Annotated in this window: 11 protein-coding genes; all 11 read right to left on the bottom strand. The window is 50.6% G+C overall.

The genetic code is table 11. The features are described 5' to 3' along the window. Nucleotides 1–176 precede the first annotated feature (176 nt). Nucleotides 177–1,793, bottom strand: coding sequence for a carboxypeptidase M32 (locus DXB18_RS07380; protein WP_118706976.1), 1,617 nt, complete (start codon nucleotides 1,791–1,793; stop codon nucleotides 177–179). Between the two features lie 119 nt (nucleotides 1,794–1,912). Beyond that, nucleotides 1,913–2,134 (bottom strand): hypothetical protein, encoded by a 222-nt coding sequence (locus tag DXB18_RS07375; RefSeq protein ID WP_207665772.1) that lies wholly within the window; start codon nucleotides 2,132–2,134, stop codon nucleotides 1,913–1,915. A 166-nt stretch (nucleotides 2,135–2,300) separates the two neighbouring features. Beyond that, nucleotides 2,301–4,127, bottom strand: coding sequence for an ABC-ATPase domain-containing protein (locus DXB18_RS07370; RefSeq protein ID WP_118706891.1), 1,827 nt, complete (start codon nucleotides 4,125–4,127; stop codon nucleotides 2,301–2,303). Between the two features lie 169 nt (nucleotides 4,128–4,296). Beyond that, a complete protein-coding gene (locus tag DXB18_RS07365; protein ID WP_118706889.1) occupies nucleotides 4,297–5,670 on the bottom strand; it encodes an FAD-dependent protein in 1,374 nt (457 codons plus the stop codon). Nucleotides 5,671–5,850: 180 nt separating this feature from the next. Beyond that, nucleotides 5,851–6,303, bottom strand: a complete 453-nt coding sequence (locus DXB18_RS07360; protein WP_118533268.1) for an NUDIX hydrolase — start codon at nucleotides 6,301–6,303, stop codon at nucleotides 5,851–5,853. Nucleotides 6,304–6,418: 115 nt separating this feature from the next. Then, nucleotides 6,419–8,704: a molybdopterin cofactor-binding domain-containing protein gene (locus DXB18_RS07355; protein ID WP_118543832.1), complete on the bottom strand. Its 2,286-nt coding sequence runs from the start codon at nucleotides 8,702–8,704 to the stop codon at nucleotides 6,419–6,421. Between the two features lie 3 nt (nucleotides 8,705–8,707). Beyond that, nucleotides 8,708–9,166, bottom strand: coding sequence for a 2Fe-2S iron-sulfur cluster-binding protein (locus tag DXB18_RS07350; RefSeq protein WP_118543831.1), 459 nt, complete (start codon nucleotides 9,164–9,166; stop codon nucleotides 8,708–8,710). Nucleotide 9,167: 1 nt separating this feature from the next. Then, nucleotides 9,168–9,944, bottom strand: coding sequence for an FAD binding domain-containing protein (locus tag DXB18_RS07345; protein WP_118706887.1), 777 nt, complete (start codon nucleotides 9,942–9,944; stop codon nucleotides 9,168–9,170). A gap of 59 nt (nucleotides 9,945–10,003) precedes the next feature. Beyond that, nucleotides 10,004–11,455, bottom strand: a complete 1,452-nt coding sequence (locus DXB18_RS07340) for a penicillin-binding transpeptidase domain-containing protein (protein ID WP_243035362.1) — start codon at nucleotides 11,453–11,455, stop codon at nucleotides 10,004–10,006. Beyond that, the gene (locus tag DXB18_RS07335) at nucleotides 11,442–12,767 is read right to left on the bottom strand and encodes an FtsW/RodA/SpoVE family cell cycle protein (RefSeq protein ID WP_118706885.1); all 1,326 of its coding nucleotides are present in this window, start codon (nucleotides 12,765–12,767) and stop codon (nucleotides 11,442–11,444) included. The genes DXB18_RS07340 and DXB18_RS07335 overlap by 14 nt, the downstream gene beginning before the upstream one ends. 6 nt (nucleotides 12,768–12,773) lie before the next feature. Beyond that, nucleotides 12,774–15,194 (bottom strand): DUF3656 domain-containing protein, encoded by a 2,421-nt coding sequence (locus DXB18_RS07330; protein WP_347560868.1) that lies wholly within the window; start codon nucleotides 15,192–15,194, stop codon nucleotides 12,774–12,776. Nucleotides 15,195–15,333 lie beyond the last annotated feature (139 nt).

The raw sequence follows: 15,333 nt of genomic DNA, 5'->3' as shown, positions 1-15,333 counted from the left end.
TCCTTTCATCGGCGCCATCAGCCATATTACACTGCGCGTGATCCTCTCCTGGATCCTGATCAGGCAGTATCAGCTGAAGGCCATGGCTGTCGCAAGCGGAATCGGTTGGATGCTGGTGAACGTCTTCTGGAGTGTGATACTGAGACGAGGTAACAGTATAAGTATATGACAAATTGTTATATTGCGTACAGCTTCCTATATTTTTCTTCGAGATACTCCACGTAATACCGCGGCTGAAACTCCTCCCCGGTCATATCCCTTAAAATTTCCCGGCTGGTCTTCATCTTTCCATAGCGGTGTACATGTATTCTCAAATACTCCCGGATCACATCCAGCCGTCCTTCCTCCAGAAGCTTTTCAAAATCCATTTCTTTTTTCATCTGTGCCAGCATCTGTGCGCCAAAGGCACTTCCAAGAGCATACGACGGGAAATATCCGAAGGATCCCTGCGCCCAGTGGATGTCCTGCAGCACACCTTCTGCATCATTTTCCGGACGGATACCAAGATATTCTTCATATTTATCAGCCCAGAGTTTCGGAAGTTCTTTTACATCCAGATTTTTCTCGATCAGCATTTTTTCCAGTTCATAACGAACCAGAACATGAAGACTGTAGGTCAGCTCATCCGCTTCGGTGCGGATCAGACCCGGCTGTACTTTGTTGATGGCGCGGACAAACATTTCCCGCCCTACGCCCTTTAACTGCTCTGGGAACAGCTCTTTCAGCTTGCCGTATACCGGGATCCAGAAAGCTTCGCTCCGACCGATAATATTTTCGAAGAAACGGGACTGGGATTCGTGCATCCCCATAGAAGTTCCCTGCCCTGCCGGTGTCTGGCTCAGCCGGTCATCGATACCAAATTCATAGATGGCGTGTCCGCTCTCATGAATCACGGAAAATGCCGAGGAATCCACACGGGATTTGTAGTGCGTCGTGATGCGCACATCACGGTTATGAAGGTTGGTTGTAAAGGGATGTGCACTGACTGCCAATACGCCTTTGGAAAAATCAAAGCCCACATAGTTTGCCAGATACTCTGCCAGCTCGCGCTGTTTTTCTTCCGGATAATCTCCATCCAGAAAATCGTCCTGGATGCGGACTGGACTTTCCATAACCTGTTTTAAGAGCGGAACAATATGCTCTTTCAAAAGACCAAAGAATTCATCCAGCTTTTCCATGGTAAACCCTGGTTCAAACGAATCCAGCATGACATCGTAAAGCTTCTGCCCTTCTTTCTGACGGTAAGAGGCGAATTTTTTCTGGTAATCGATGATTTCCTGCAAAACCGGCGCAAAAGCTTCAAAATCGTTTTCTTTCCGTGCTTTGGTCCAGATACGGGTCGATTTTGCAGTCAGTTCCTGATAAGCGCGGTATTCTTCCGGCGGAATGCAGGAGACTTCCTCGATCTCGCGCTTTGCGGCTTTCAAGATAGCACGGCGGATGTTTTCTTCCGTAAGTTCTGTATCATCTGTCCTCGTGGAACATGCCGCTCCATTTCCTGCCGTCTGCAGATGTTCTTTTTCTTTCGTTTCCCCGTCCGAAACCGTTTTTCTGCTTTTCTCCAGTTCATCTAAGCATCGGTCCACCAGTTCTTTCACCCGCGGATCCATCATGATTCGCTGATAAGAAGCGGAGAGCACGCCCTGCATCCGGGCAGTGCGGCTTCCTGCTGCTTCGGGAGCCAGCGTCTCATCGTCCCACTCAAACAGGATCAGGGCAGTCTGATATGCCTGAGCCTCTTCTAAATACTTCATCAGTTCTTCGTAATCTGAATTTTTGTTTTCTGTATTCATATCGTCCTCCTGAGCCATCATCATCCAATGTTTTTATTTTTTCCTTCTTCCACTGATCCTATTCTGCTGTAACATCGTTTCTGCTGTTTGCAAGCTCTGATTCTGCTGTTAGCGGTTCCTCAAGCGTCTCTTTTGTCGCTTTTCTTCCGGAAAGCACTGTTTTGCCGGAAGCTGAGGTTGTTTCCGCAGTTCACAAGCACGGAAAAAAATGCCGCACTGACCGAAATATGGCGTTCTGAAAGCCGGTAGCCCGCTGCATTCATCCGGGATGCAAAGCTGTCCCAGTAATCCATCCGCATATATTCCAGCTCATCACTGACCGCTAAGACCAAACCAGCCAAAAGTGGAAGGAGCAGCCTTTCCATTTTTTGCTATTCTTCATTCTTGTCCTGCCTGGTTCGGTCTTGTCCAGTACTGTTTTGTAGTACACTTTTAATCTTATCTCTTATGTTGTTCCACATGGTAAATCAGAAGACGCTTCTCTGACGTCTTTTCGTCATGCAATGTTTATCCCCGGTATCGGTTTAGTGCTGCAAACACCTCCTGGATTCTCGGCCTTGCAAGTCCACCCGGCACATAGGATCCGGTTAAATGGTTCCAGCCCTTTGCCGCATACTGTGTTTCCAGTTCTTTCGCGATCTGGCACAATGTCCTCTTTCCGTCTGCAAGCTGCTCCAGCGCATAGCGGGTCAGATAGGCAAGCGCCGCGGTCTGCTCTGAGTCCGCAAGCTGTTCTACATAGCGCAGGTCTACGGTTTCGCGGTCGAGCGAGAACGAATCTTTGCCGAATATTTTCACCTTGCTGCGTTCCTGTGTACGACCTGCACCGTGTCCACGTTTTCCGCCGCGTTCCTGTGCTACATCCACGCTGCGTCCACTTTTTTCGCTGTGTCCCTGCATATAGCCTGAGCCTGCCTCACCTTCTCCCATGCCCTTCGCATCGCTCATTGTCCGCACTGCACCGGAAGTTTCTTTCCCATACGCCACCGTAAACTCTGGCAATACAAAACCAGGCGCCTCCGTTCTCGGTGCCTTATGCTCCTTGCAGAGTGCCTTCACCCGGTTTGTAATATCCACCGGGCGGTAGCAGTCCATCTGAATGATCTGGTCTGCAATATAGAAAAAGGCTCCGGAGCTGCCTGCTACCAGAATAGTTGAAATCCCGGCCTTTTCATATAAATCCCGTGCCCGCTCCAGAAACGGGGTGATCGGTTCTTTTTCCCGGCTGATGACCTGCTGCATAAAGTCATCGCGCACCATAAAGTTGGTTGCAGAGGTATCTTCGTCGATGAGGAAGAGTCTGGTCCCGGCTTCGATTCCTTCCACAACACCCGCCGCCTGGGAAGTGCTTCCGCTGGCATCGGTGGTGGAAAAGCTTCTGGTGTCCTTGCGGTTTGGCAGATCGTTGATAAATAATGAAATATCCGTATTTTTGATGGAGCGTCCTTCCTCTGCCCGCAGCTTTACTGCCGTGTCATCCGCCAGGACAAACTCCCGTCCATCTCCCGCGATGTGGTTGTAAACGCCCATCTGCAAAGCAGAAAGCAGAGTTGATTTTCCATGATAGCCGCCTCCCACGATGAGGGTAATGCCCTCCGGCACCGCCATCCCGCGGATTTCGCCGTGATGCGGCAGCACAAAAGAAGCTTCCATGCTCTTTGGGGAAAGGAACGGCACACTTTCCTTCATAGGCTGGTCGGAAACACCGCTTTTGCGTGGTAAGATGGCTCCGTTTGCCACGAATGCAGCCAGCTTTCGCTCCCGCAGCTGTCTGCGCAGTTCCTCCTGGTCTTCTGCTATCCATACGGCCTCCTGCACTGCCCGGCGGTCCAGATTCTTTGCAACAAAGCTCTTTTCCACTGCCTTTGGCAGAAACTCAAACAGGATCTTTTCCAGCCCGCCCGCATCGATGGTACGTCCAAATGCCGGAAATCCCACATGAAAGCGCACCGTAATGGTGTCACGTCTGATCTCACAGGCACTGCGCTCTAAAACCTCCTGACCGCAGCGGCTGATAGAAATCAGACCGCTCTTGCCAGAGCCCTTTGTCTGGAAGCTGAAGCGCTCTGTCTGGGCATAAAACAGCCTCGTCAGATGATCCTGCAAAGCAACACGCTTGCACACCCGGTCCCGCAGGTTTTCCGCAAAGCCAGATACCTTCCACGGGATTTCCACATGAACCGAAGAAGGGGACGCAAAAGGATCTCCCTGGACATGGTCGATCACCAGAATATAGCTTCCAAACTGATATGCCCCGGCCAGTGCTTTGTATGCCGGATAGCTTTTCCGGTCAATGCCCCGCAGCATCGTGCGAAGTTCATTGAATGATTTCATACTATTCTCCTCATATACGCGATTACCGGACGTCTGGCTGCAGAATTCTCTGCTTTGCACAAACGTCCGGCAACCATTTTTCTGATCAGAAGTGCAGCAAAATTCCTACCTGTAAACAGTAACATTTTCCCAATATTACAACCAGGGAAAACCGCACTTCATCGATCTTTTATAAACTTTCTGCAATCTTTCTTGCTACGTAAACGCCGCTTGCCGATGCATGGGACAGGGAGTGGGTCACACCGCTTCCGTCACCGATGATGTAAAGGCCTTTGTGGCGGCTCTCCAGATTCTCATCGACATCTACTTCCATGTTGTAGAATTTGACCTCGACACCGTAAAGTAAAGTATCGTCATTTGCGGTACCAGGTGCAATCTTATCCAGTGCATAGATCATCTCGATGATGCCGTCTAAGATACGCTTCGGCAGTACCAGGCTTAAATCGCCCGGAGTTGCAGATAAGGTCGGCATAAACATATTCTCCTCGATACGCTTCTGGGTGCTTCGTCTTCCGCGCACCAAATCACCGAAACGCTGTACGATAACGCCGCCGCCCAGCATGTTGGACAGACGCGCAATGCTCTCGCCGTAGCCGTTGCTGTCCTTGAACGGCTCAGAGAAATGCTTGGATACCAGCAGCGCAAAGTTGGTGCACTCGGTCTGCTTAGCCGGGTCCTCGTAGCTGTGTCCGTTTACGGTTACGATACCGTTGGTATTCTCATTTACGACAATGCCTCTCGGGTTCATGCAGAAGGTACGCACGTTATCCTCGAATTTCTCGGTGCGGTACACGATCTTGCTCTCGTAAAGCTCATCGGTCAGATGAGAGAACAGAACCGCCGGAAGCTCTACGCGCACACCCAGGTCAACACGGTTGGACTTGGTCGGAATATCCAGTTCCTTACAGATCTTCTCCATCCATTTGCTTCCGCTTCTTCCTACGGAAACAATACATTTCCCACAGTCGTAAGACTCTTCTCCGACCCATACGCGGTAAGTGCCATCTTCCAGGCTTTCAATGTGGCTGACCGGGGACTCGAAATAGAAATCCACCTGGTCCTTTAACTCATCATAAAGCTGGCCCAGAACAACCAGGTTGATATCGGTACCCAGATGACGCACAGATGCATCCAGCAGTTTCAGACGGTTCTGGATACATACCTTCTTTAATCCGGTTCCTGCGGTAGAATACATCTTGGTACCCTCTCCGCCGTGAGCCATGTTGATCTCGTCGACATACTCCATCAGCTCCGTTGCTACTTTTTTGCCGATGTACTCGTACAGCGTACCACCGAAATCGTTGGTGATATTGTATTTTCCATCAGAGAATGCGCCAGCTCCGCCAAATCCGCTCATAATGGAGCAGGATTTGCACTTGATGCAGGCCTTGATCTTATCTCCATCGATCGGGCAGTGACGCTTCTTCAAAGAATAACCGGAATCGAACACTGCGATCTTCTTGCCGCTGCACTTTTTGGTAAGTTCATAAGCGGAATAGATACCGCCCGGACCTGCTCCTACAATGATGACATCATACTTCATATTTCTTTCAAAACTCCTTCTTATACTTCTCCGTTTTCTTTGCTATGCGTCACGTATGCAGAGGTAAAACCTGCTTTGCGGATCTTATCTGCTGCGCGGCAGTCCTCAAATGTAGTCATACCGCATTCGTCGCGCACAAAAACAGAGAATCCATTGGATTCCCTGTTTTTATAACCAGTCTTAAAAATACTTCTTGCTGCCCCAGAGGTTCGCCTTTTTTAAATCCCGGTACTCGTTGTAGGCTTTTTCCAGGATCTGCTTCTCGTTGGAGAATTTCAGAAGATGGTACGCCTCATAAAACTTGTAATACCCGGAATCCACAAAATGCTCTTCCCGTTGTGGTTTACTGTAATAGCTGTCTGCCATCATCAGATACCAGTGTACGTCTTTCTCCACCATATCCTGCGGCGTGTTAAAGGAATAAGAGCTCTTTCCGATATACTTGATAATGGAAGCGCTGACACCGGTTTCTTCTTTGACCTCGCGAAGAGCGGTCTCCTTGTATTCCTCTCCTGCTTCTACAGTTCCCTTTGGAAGGACCCAGCCCTCATACTTGTTCTTGTAATTCTTATAGAGAACCAGGATCTTGCCGCGAAATATAACCACACCTCCACAGCTCGTTGCTTCTATCATTGCAATTCCTCCTGTTGCACCGTGTCACAAACACGGTGTTGGTGTGTCGCATAGACTGGCTTTAGTATACCTCTATTTCGGACAACTTGCAAGTTTCTTATTGCGTTACTTTATTTTATTTATGAAGCTCACGGAAAATCTTCTCAGGTGTGACCGGAAGCTCACGGATCTGCACGCCGGTCGCATTGGCTACCGCGCCTGCGATCGCCGGGGATGGCGTGTTGATGACAACCTCACCGATGGATTTGACACCAAACGGTCCGGTCGGCTCGTAGCTGCTCTCAAACTCCACGCGGATATTGCCGACATCGACACGGCTCGGAAGCTTGTACTGCATAAAGGAATTCTCATAAACCTGTCCTTTTTCGGAGCGGGTCACATCCTCAAACATCGCCATACCAATGCCCTGTCCCAGACCACCTTCGGTCTGGACGCGGACCAGTGCCGGGTTGATCGGGGTTCCACAGTCTACGACTGCCACATAGTTGACCAGCTCAAAGTCACAGGTTTCCTTGTCCATCTCGATTTCCGCGATACCAACCATAAACGGAGGCGGAGATACCGGTGAAGAATGGCTTTCGGTCACCTCGAGTGCCTTTCCATTGTTCGCCATGGCACGGTTTCCGATATCTTTTAAGCTGATCGCAGCGGAGCCGTCCTTTGCCATCACCCGTTCGCCGTCAAATTCTACTTCCTCTGGCGTTTTTTCCAGATACTCTGCTCCCTTTTCGGTGATCAGACGGATCATGGACTTCGATGCCTTCACAGCTGCCATACCAGTGAGGTACGCGGTACTGGACGCATAAGAGCCGGAATCGTACGGAGAAACATCCGTATCAACACCATGGGATACGATATTGTCAAGATCACACCCCAGCACATCTGCCGCAATCTGGGCCAGTGTTGTATCGCAGCCGGTACCCATGTCGGAAGCACCCAGCATCAGGGTGTAGAAGCCGTCATCATTTAACTTCAGGGTAATGGAACCCACGTCACAGTTCGAAATCGCAGAACCCTGCATGGACATCGCCACGCCTACGGAACGCACCTTTCCATTGCCCATATCGCGGCACGGGTATTTTTCATCCCAGTGGATCAGTTCCTTGGCTCTTGCCAAACAGCGGTCCAGCGCACAGCTGTTTGCTGTTTCGCCGTAATAGGCCGGCATGAAGTCACCCTCATGTACCATATTTTTCTCACGAAGGACCGTCGGGTCCATATGCAATTCCCGCGCAAGCTCATTGACTGCAGATTCCAGTGCAAAAATGCCCTGCGTCGCACCGTAACCGCGGTACGCACCTGCAGACATGGTATTGGTGTAAACCACATCATAAGCGAATCGATATGCTTTGGTTGTGGAGTACAGCGGGATTGATTTGTGTCCGGACAGACCAACCGTGGTCGGTCCATGCTCGCCAAATGCTCCGGTATTCGACAGAGTATAAATGTCAATTGCCTGGAAAATTCCATTTTCATCGGCTCCGAGCCTTACATGGACCTCCATCTCGTGACGCGGGGAGGATGCAATCTGGGACTCATAACGGGTGTAGATCAGCTTCGCCGGTTTTCCGGTCTTCCACGTAACCAGTGCCGGATACACCTCGGTCACAACCGTCTGCTTTGCACCGAAGCCGCCGCCGATCCTTGGCTTTAAGACACGCACCTTTGATTTTGGGATATCCAGCGCATGTGCCACGATCCGACGCACATGGAACGGAATCTGTGTCGAAGAAGTAACATTTAAGCGGCCATATGCATCCATGGTCGTAAAAGTACGGAACGTCTCCATCATCGCCTGCTGGTTTGCTTTGACATGATACGTATGGTCAATGACATGTGCACAGCCTGCTAAGATAGCATCGACATCCCCGTTGCTATCCTCGGCGGAAGCACAAAGATTCCGTTTGTTATCTGCACCGACCGGGCACAGACTTTTCCAGCTGTCCTCCGGATGTACCAGGATCTTATTGTCCTTGGCTGTGTGAAAATCCAGAACCGGCTCCAACACCTGATATTTTACCTTAATCAGACGCAGTGCCTTATCAACCGCTTCTTCCGTCTCACCTGCCACAATCGCAACTGCATCTCCAACGAAACGGACTCTCTGGTCCAGGATCAGGCGGTCATACGGACTTGGCTCCGGAAAAGTCTGACCCGCCATGGTAAAACGCTTCTGGGAACAATCTTTATAAGTCAGGATCGTCTCGATTCCCTCTACCTTCAAGGCTCTGGAAAGATCGATCTCTTCGATCCATGCATGCGCATGGGGGCTGCGCAGCAGTTTCACGATCAGGCAATCCTTGGGAGCAATATCATCGGTGTAAAGAGGTTTTCCGGAAAGAAGTGCTTTTGAATCTTTTTTCACCACTGAAGTTCCTACATATTTTTTCTTTGGTTCCATGGTCTACGCCTCCTTTTTCCGGTTTAAGTACTTTTCCAGTGCACGCAGCTGACTGGCATATCCGGTACAGCGGCATAAATTTCCAGCCAGATACTCCCTTACTTCATCCGTCGTCGGGTTTACCAGTTCCCGCTCCATGGCCAGCACATTCATGATCAGGCCCGGGCTGCAGAAACCGCACTGGTCAGCACCTTCTCTCGCGAGAAAGCCTGCAAATTCTTCGGATTCCTTCTGAAGCCCTTCCAGCGTGGTGATTTCGTGTCCGTCCGCTCTTGCCGCAAGGACCGAACAAGAAAGCACCGGCTTTTTGTCCAGCCATACCGTGCAGAGACCACAGTTCGATGTCTCACATCCGCGCTTTACGCTGTAACAGCCCTTTTCGCGGACCAGGTCTAAAAGCAGGGTATCGGCCTTGATCTCTGCCTCAGTCTTTTTTCCGTTTAATATCAGTGTGATCTTCATCTTATGCCTCCTCCCCATTTAATGCTTCCATCAGCCGTCTCACATAGATTTCTGCCAGAGACTTCCGGTAATCTGCGCTGCCTCGCAGATTACTGCCAAAAGAAAACAGGCTGACTGCTTCCTTCGCCTGCTCCGAAAGTTCACAGCTGGTCTGCACCGGCCGTACCACAAGCGCTGCTTTGGAAGGTCTTGCACCCACAGAAAGGTACCACATATCGTCTTTTTTTGCTGCCGCAACCGCGATCAGTGGGAAATCGGTCTTGGAACGGCGCTGGCTGACATAAGCGGCTTTTCTGCCGTCCTTTTTGATGATGATACGAACCAGGATATCCCGCTCATATTTCATCTTTGCAAATTCTTCCAGGGAAACGGTTCCACCCTTGTATAACTCCACATACGTATCCAGAACCATCATGCAGGTTAAAATATCCGAAAAACCGAAACGGCCAAAAATACTGCCGCCCACAGTAGCGCCGTTGCGGAACTGGGTTCCCACGATCCAACGGGTACATTCCCTAAAAACTCCGCCAAAATACTGGTTTAACCTCTCATGAAGTTCCAGATCCCGCAGACTGCACATACAGCCGATCCGGAATTCTTCTTCCGTCTCCTCGATCTGACCGAGTCCGAGACCACTTAGGTCGATCACCGTATTCCGGTTTCCATTTCCCATTTTGAGCCACATCATGCCGCCGACCAGAACATTGCTTTTTTTCTGGTTCAGCGCGTATGCCTGCTCAAGGCTTTCTGCTTTCACATACTCCTTTGCATGAAACATGCGCCTTCCTCCTTCGTCACTCCTAAAGATTATTTCTGTAAACGGTATATCACTCTATTTTATCTTGAAAAATAGGTATCAAAAATTGTTCTGGCGATCGGTGCTGCCACATGACCGCCCGAGCCCGCCTCTTCCACCAGGACCGTTACCACCAGCTTCGGATCCTCCGCCGGGGCAAATCCGGTAAACCATGCGTGGGTTTCTTTTCCTGTTTCAAATTCCGCAGATCCGGTTTTCCCGGCTACGGAATACGCATCCGTGCGGACACCCGAACCGGTTCCATCCGTCACTACGCTGCGCATAAACATCGCCAGGGTATCCGCTTCCGCAGAGGTCATGAGATTTCCATAGGAAGAAGGCAGGAATTTCTTTACCTCTTCTCCTGCTGCGGATTCCACATGGTCGATCAGATATGGTTTCATCAGCACACCGCCACTGGCAATGGCTGCCGTGATCATGGCATTGTGAAGCGGCGTCATCTGGGTGTTGCCCTGGCCGATGGCGGTCTGCAGCCGCTCCCAGTCCGAAGCACCGGGTCCCATCGCAAAAGAACTCTTGCTGTAAGCCAGGGACAAGGGAAGGTCCCGGTTAAACAAAAGCTCATCCGTTGTGCGCTTCATGCGCTCCAGATCCATGGTAAGCCCAAGGCTGGCAAACGCACCGTTGCAGGAATTGGCAAATGCCTGCAAAAGGGACTGGTGCCCATGGGCGGTTCCATGGTAACAGGAGATCTTGTAGTCTCCATATTCATAACTTCCGTCACAATCGAAAGTAAAGCCTTCCCAGGTGTTCGGATGCTCCCGGATGTATTCCAGAAGCGTAACGATCTTAAACGTCGATCCCGGCGGATAAAGCCCCTGGGATGCACGGTTTAACAGCTGCGCCTCGGTATTATCCCCGGAGATCAGGCTCTCCCACTGACTGCTCAGCTGGTTCGGATCAAACCCGGGCTTCGAGACCATGGCAAGGATCTTTCCGGTGTCCGGCTCCATTACCACAACAGCGCCCTTCCGGTCTCCAAGCGCATCCGAAGCCGCCTGCTGCAGCTGCACATCCAGCGTGGTCACCACCTGATCGCCCAGATTTTTTACATCCGAAAGCTCATTGACTGCCTGCTCCACTAGATTCATGTGGGAGCTTAGCAGATAAAAGTTTGCCAGCGATTCCAGACCGGTTTTTCCCTGGTCAGAATAACCGACCACATGGGCAAATAAACTGCCATACGGATATTCCCGCACCTCGGTTCCATCCTCCGCGACATTGGTTTTCGCTAAGACGGTTCTGTCGCTGCTTAAGATTTCTCCGCGGATGATCCGGTCCGAAAAACTGTCCAGACGGGCATTGTAAGAATTGTTGATGACCGTCTCACTCTGCACCTGCAGAAAATAGCCGAAATAGCCCATCAGACAGACAAACAGCCCCACCATCACATAAGTAATAAACAGGATGTTACGGTCTGTCCGCTTTTCCTTCAGGCGTTTTCCTGTTTTCTTCTTTTCAGTCGATTTCATCGTAGTCCTCCTCATCATTCCGCTTCAGAATGTAAAGGCCCTGAATCACCCCGAAAATGATAAAGGTACTCAAGATAGAACTTCCGCCATAGCTGACAAACGGAAGGGTCACTCCGGTTGACGGGATGAACTTGGTCACACCTCCAACCGTCAGAAAAATCTGGACTGCATATACCATGGCAAGCCCGAACGCGATCAGCTGAAAGAACAGCGCCTGCATCTGCGCTGCCAGAAGCACAAACTGCAAAAAGCAGCCAAGGCAGACAAACAGCACACAGAGGGCAAAAATTCCGCCCAGCTCTTCCGAGATTGCCGCAAAGACGAAGTCCTTTTCCACGACCGGGATCTTATACGGCATACCCTGGTAAAGTCCCATGCCAAACCAGCCACCCGTACCGATGGCAAACAGCGACTGCGTGATCTGGTAGCCGCGGTTATCGATGTCTGCCCACGGATTTTTCCAGGCCGCTACACGCGTCCGCACATGGGCAAACAGCTGGTACGCAACCACTGATGCCCCGCACCCGCTGATGAGTCCGGAAAAAAGGTAAAGCCAGCTGCCCGTTGCCACAAACAGCATGGTCAGATACGTCAGAAAGAAGATCAGCGCACTTCCAAGGTCCTTGGAGAGCACCAGCACCAGCACATAGGCAGCCGCCATGGCGGTTGTCTCTGCGATGGTCCGAAACTCCGTATCTCGGTAAAACATGCATGCCACAAAAAATACGAACAGGATCTTAACAAACTCCGATGGCTGAAATGCAATGCCCGCGATGTTCACAGAAAGCTGCGCTCCAAAGCTGTTGTTTCCGATCACCCACACCACGATCAGCAGTGCCAATCCCGCAAAGCCGTACACCCACGGGATTTCTGCCAGCTGCCAGACCCGCTCCAAAATAAATGGAATGATCCAGGTCACCAGTGCGGAAATAGCAACGATCACAAACTGACGGATCGCCTTGTCAAAATCCAGACGGGTCAGAATGATGAATCCGACACACAGCAGCATACACATGTTATTGACTAAAAGTCTTGACCTCTTTGGATAAAAAATCTTGTAAAGCCCCATGTAAACGGCCAGAAAGATCACCTGGGCCAGATAAAACAGGAGCACCCGCTCATCCTCCGATTTTAAAAACAATACCGCATATGCGACAAAGTGCATCAGAAACATCGCGATATTCTGCCGGATGCAGACACTTCCCTGCCGGTCCGAGTCATGAAACCGGAAATAACTGAAATTCCAGTAAGTGTATGCGGCGATCAGAAGAATCATCAGGTATTTGGATACTTCAATTACAATATTGATCATAAACGGTTATTCTACGCCTCTCTTAAAATGCCCCCGTGTAAAGTCTTTCAGCGGGTCCTTGGTATCTTCTCCGTGCAGGAAATGATCCGCGAATGCATCCAGGATTTCTTTCATCTGCTCCGGTGACTCCATGGTAAACGCCAGACGCAGCGCCCCCGGCTGCAGACGGCTGACCAGCTTTTCCTGACCGAGCAGCGAAAGCGGGCTCGGATTGTAGATGGTGTTGTAGCAGAACCGGCAGAAATTCTTTACCGGAAGCTCTTTTCCAGTGCGGTCCTTCATCTTTAAAAGCTCCGGCTTTTTCGTGCAGCCCTTCGTTGTGCGCACAATGCACTGGGCCGATACCATAGCCGGAAGGTAACCGTACACAAACAGCTCCATCTGCTCACATCCCAGTGTCTCCAGTTCCCTGCTGTTTAACTCCAGCGGAAGGGTCATGCGGGAAATGCCAAGCTGCTCCATCTGCTCTCTGGCCAGATGGTTCATCACATAAAGGTTTGCATCGGAAACCAGGGGGATTTCATCCACTCCCTGTTCCTTTAAGAAGAAGATCTCATCCAGGGATTTTACCACCAGTTCATCAAAGCCTGCTGCCTTTAACGCAGCCATATGCTTCTTAAAATAGGTTTCCGCTTCCGTGCGGAAAATATGAGGCAGCATCAGACTGCACTGTTTTCCCTGCTCATGGCATTCCTTCACAGCCGTTTCCCAGGTCTCCGGTCCGAAGCTGCAGGAATCCAGATAGATGCGGCTGACATCCGGATGGGCAATGGCCGTGCTTAACAGACGCGGCTCCTCAAGGGAAATGTGGAGACCGGTTCTGTCCGTGGCTGCTTCCTGGGCTTTTTCCTGGGCTGCTTCCACGATCCGGAGTGTTTCTGAATCCTGAATGTTTTCTGATACCACGGCAGTTTCTGCGGTTCTTCCTGTTTCTGTTTTGCCGCATGTTTCTGTTTTATCACAAGTTTCTGCGGTTCTGTCTGCACCAGACTCCTGCTCTGCCACTCTGGAAAAAGGTGCCAGCAGTTTCTCTTCCATCTGCTCTAAGGCTTCCCGGCGCAGTTCATTCAATGCCTGTACCGGTACAAAACAGTTTCCAGAGATTTCCGCAGTCAGATTTTCAAAATAGAACGGTGTATTTCCCGTCTTGTTCAACTGCTTTAACAGTTTTTCCTCGCCCATTGGCTGGTTCTGCGCCGTCAGAACCTCTGCTCCCGTAACTTCCACATACGGATTCTGGTCAGCAGCTTCTTCCAAAAGCAGCTCCGGCTCTGCACACCAGAGTGCAAACTTCAACGGCTCACCTTCCTTTACCGTCACATGACCGGAAAGTGGCTCCTGCTTCTTTTTATTCACATAATCGCGGTCCAAACGGTCAAACAATGCCTGGTTTCCTTCACGAAACGCCGGTTTTTCTTTTAATGCGACCATCTCCCGGCCATTGTGATGGAGGTAGTAACCATCCGTAAAGCCACCACGGTCAAACAGATCCAGCAGCATTTTCCGGTCAGCCGGATCTACCTTATAGCCGTCCCGGCCATGTTCCAGATAATAATCCGCATATTTGCGGTAAATGCTCACGACACCGGCCGTGTAACGCGGACTCTTCATTCTGCCCTCGATTTTTAAGGAATAGACGCCGGACTCAATCACATCCGGGAGAATGTCGAGGGTGCAAAGATCCTTTAAACTCAAAACATAGCGATTATCTCCTGACTTTTTGTCATTTTTCTTCCTGTTATCCCATGTTTTCGCTGTCTTTTTTCCCTCGGCCATCTGGTGGATCGCACCTTTCAGAGGTGTCCCACCTACCGTCAGCACATCGTATGGAAGTCTGCACGGCTGTGCACATCTGCCACGGTTTCCGCTCCGTCCGCCAATGAGACTGCTAAGCAGACACTGTCCGGAATAGCAGTAGCACAATGCACCATGGACGAAGCTCTCGATTTCTACATCCACATGATCGCGGATCTGCGCGATTTCCTGCAAAGAAAGCTCACGCGCTGTTACCACACGGGTCGCACCAAGCTCCTTTAAGATTTTTGCGCTGCGCCATCCTGTCACCGTCATCTGTGTGCTTGCGTGGATCGGAAGATCCGGGAAATGCTCGCGGATAAATTTCCACACACCCAGATCCTGAACGATCACCGCATCCAGTCCCCGCTCATAGTACGGTTTTAAAAAATCATAAAGCTGGTCCAACTCCTCTTCCTTAACCAGCGTATTGACTGTCATATAAAGACGGCAGCCATGCAGATGTGCGTAATCGATCGCTTTCAGGAACTGATCCTCTTCTGGATTATCTGCATAGGCGCGGGCACCAAACCGGCTGCCACCCATATAAATAGCATCCGCTCCCGCATGGACCGCTGCCATCATACTTTCCATTGACCCAGCCGGAGCCAGGATTTCTACACGTGAATTCAAAACTTCCTCCTATTAACAATTCCAGGGCAAAATCCAATCAGCGGATGCACCTCCGGTGCTTTCCTAATATGCAATGCAAAGAAAGGGAGTCCCGATCTGATTCGAAACGTCCCTCCTTTCTTGCCCCTGTATATCTGAT

Source organism: Clostridium sp. OM02-18AC (genome assembly GCF_003481825.1).
Taxonomy (GTDB): Bacteria; Bacillota; Clostridia; order Lachnospirales; family Lachnospiraceae; genus Brotaphodocola.
This window is presented reverse-complemented; position numbering and strand designations above follow the sequence as displayed.

Bases quoted from the DNA above. Each gene is read 5' to 3' on its own strand.
- DXB18_RS07345 (WP_118706887.1), bottom strand. From the start codon at position 9,944: ATGTTTCATGCAAAGGAGTATGTGAAAGCAGAAAGCCTTGAGCAGGCA.
- DXB18_RS07380 (WP_118706976.1), bottom strand. From the start codon at position 1,793: ATGAATACAGAAAACAAAAATTCAGATTACGAAGAACTGATGAAGTAT.
- DXB18_RS07335 (WP_118706885.1), bottom strand. From the start codon at position 12,767: ATGATCAATATTGTAATTGAAGTATCCAAATACCTGATGATTCTTCTG.
- DXB18_RS07360 (WP_118533268.1), bottom strand. From the start codon at position 6,303: ATGATAGAAGCAACGAGCTGTGGAGGTGTGGTTATATTTCGCGGCAAG.
- DXB18_RS07355 (WP_118543832.1), bottom strand. From the start codon at position 8,704: ATGGAACCAAAGAAAAAATATGTAGGAACTTCAGTGGTGAAAAAAGAT.
- DXB18_RS07340 (WP_243035362.1), bottom strand. From the start codon at position 11,455: ATGAAATCGACTGAAAAGAAGAAAACAGGAAAACGCCTGAAGGAAAAG.
- DXB18_RS07365 (WP_118706889.1), bottom strand. From the start codon at position 5,670: ATGAAGTATGATGTCATCATTGTAGGAGCAGGTCCGGGCGGTATCTAT.
- DXB18_RS07350 (WP_118543831.1), bottom strand. From the start codon at position 9,166: ATGAAGATCACACTGATATTAAACGGAAAAAAGACTGAGGCAGAGATC.
- DXB18_RS07370 (WP_118706891.1), bottom strand. From the start codon at position 4,127: ATGAAATCATTCAATGAACTTCGCACGATGCTGCGGGGCATTGACCGG.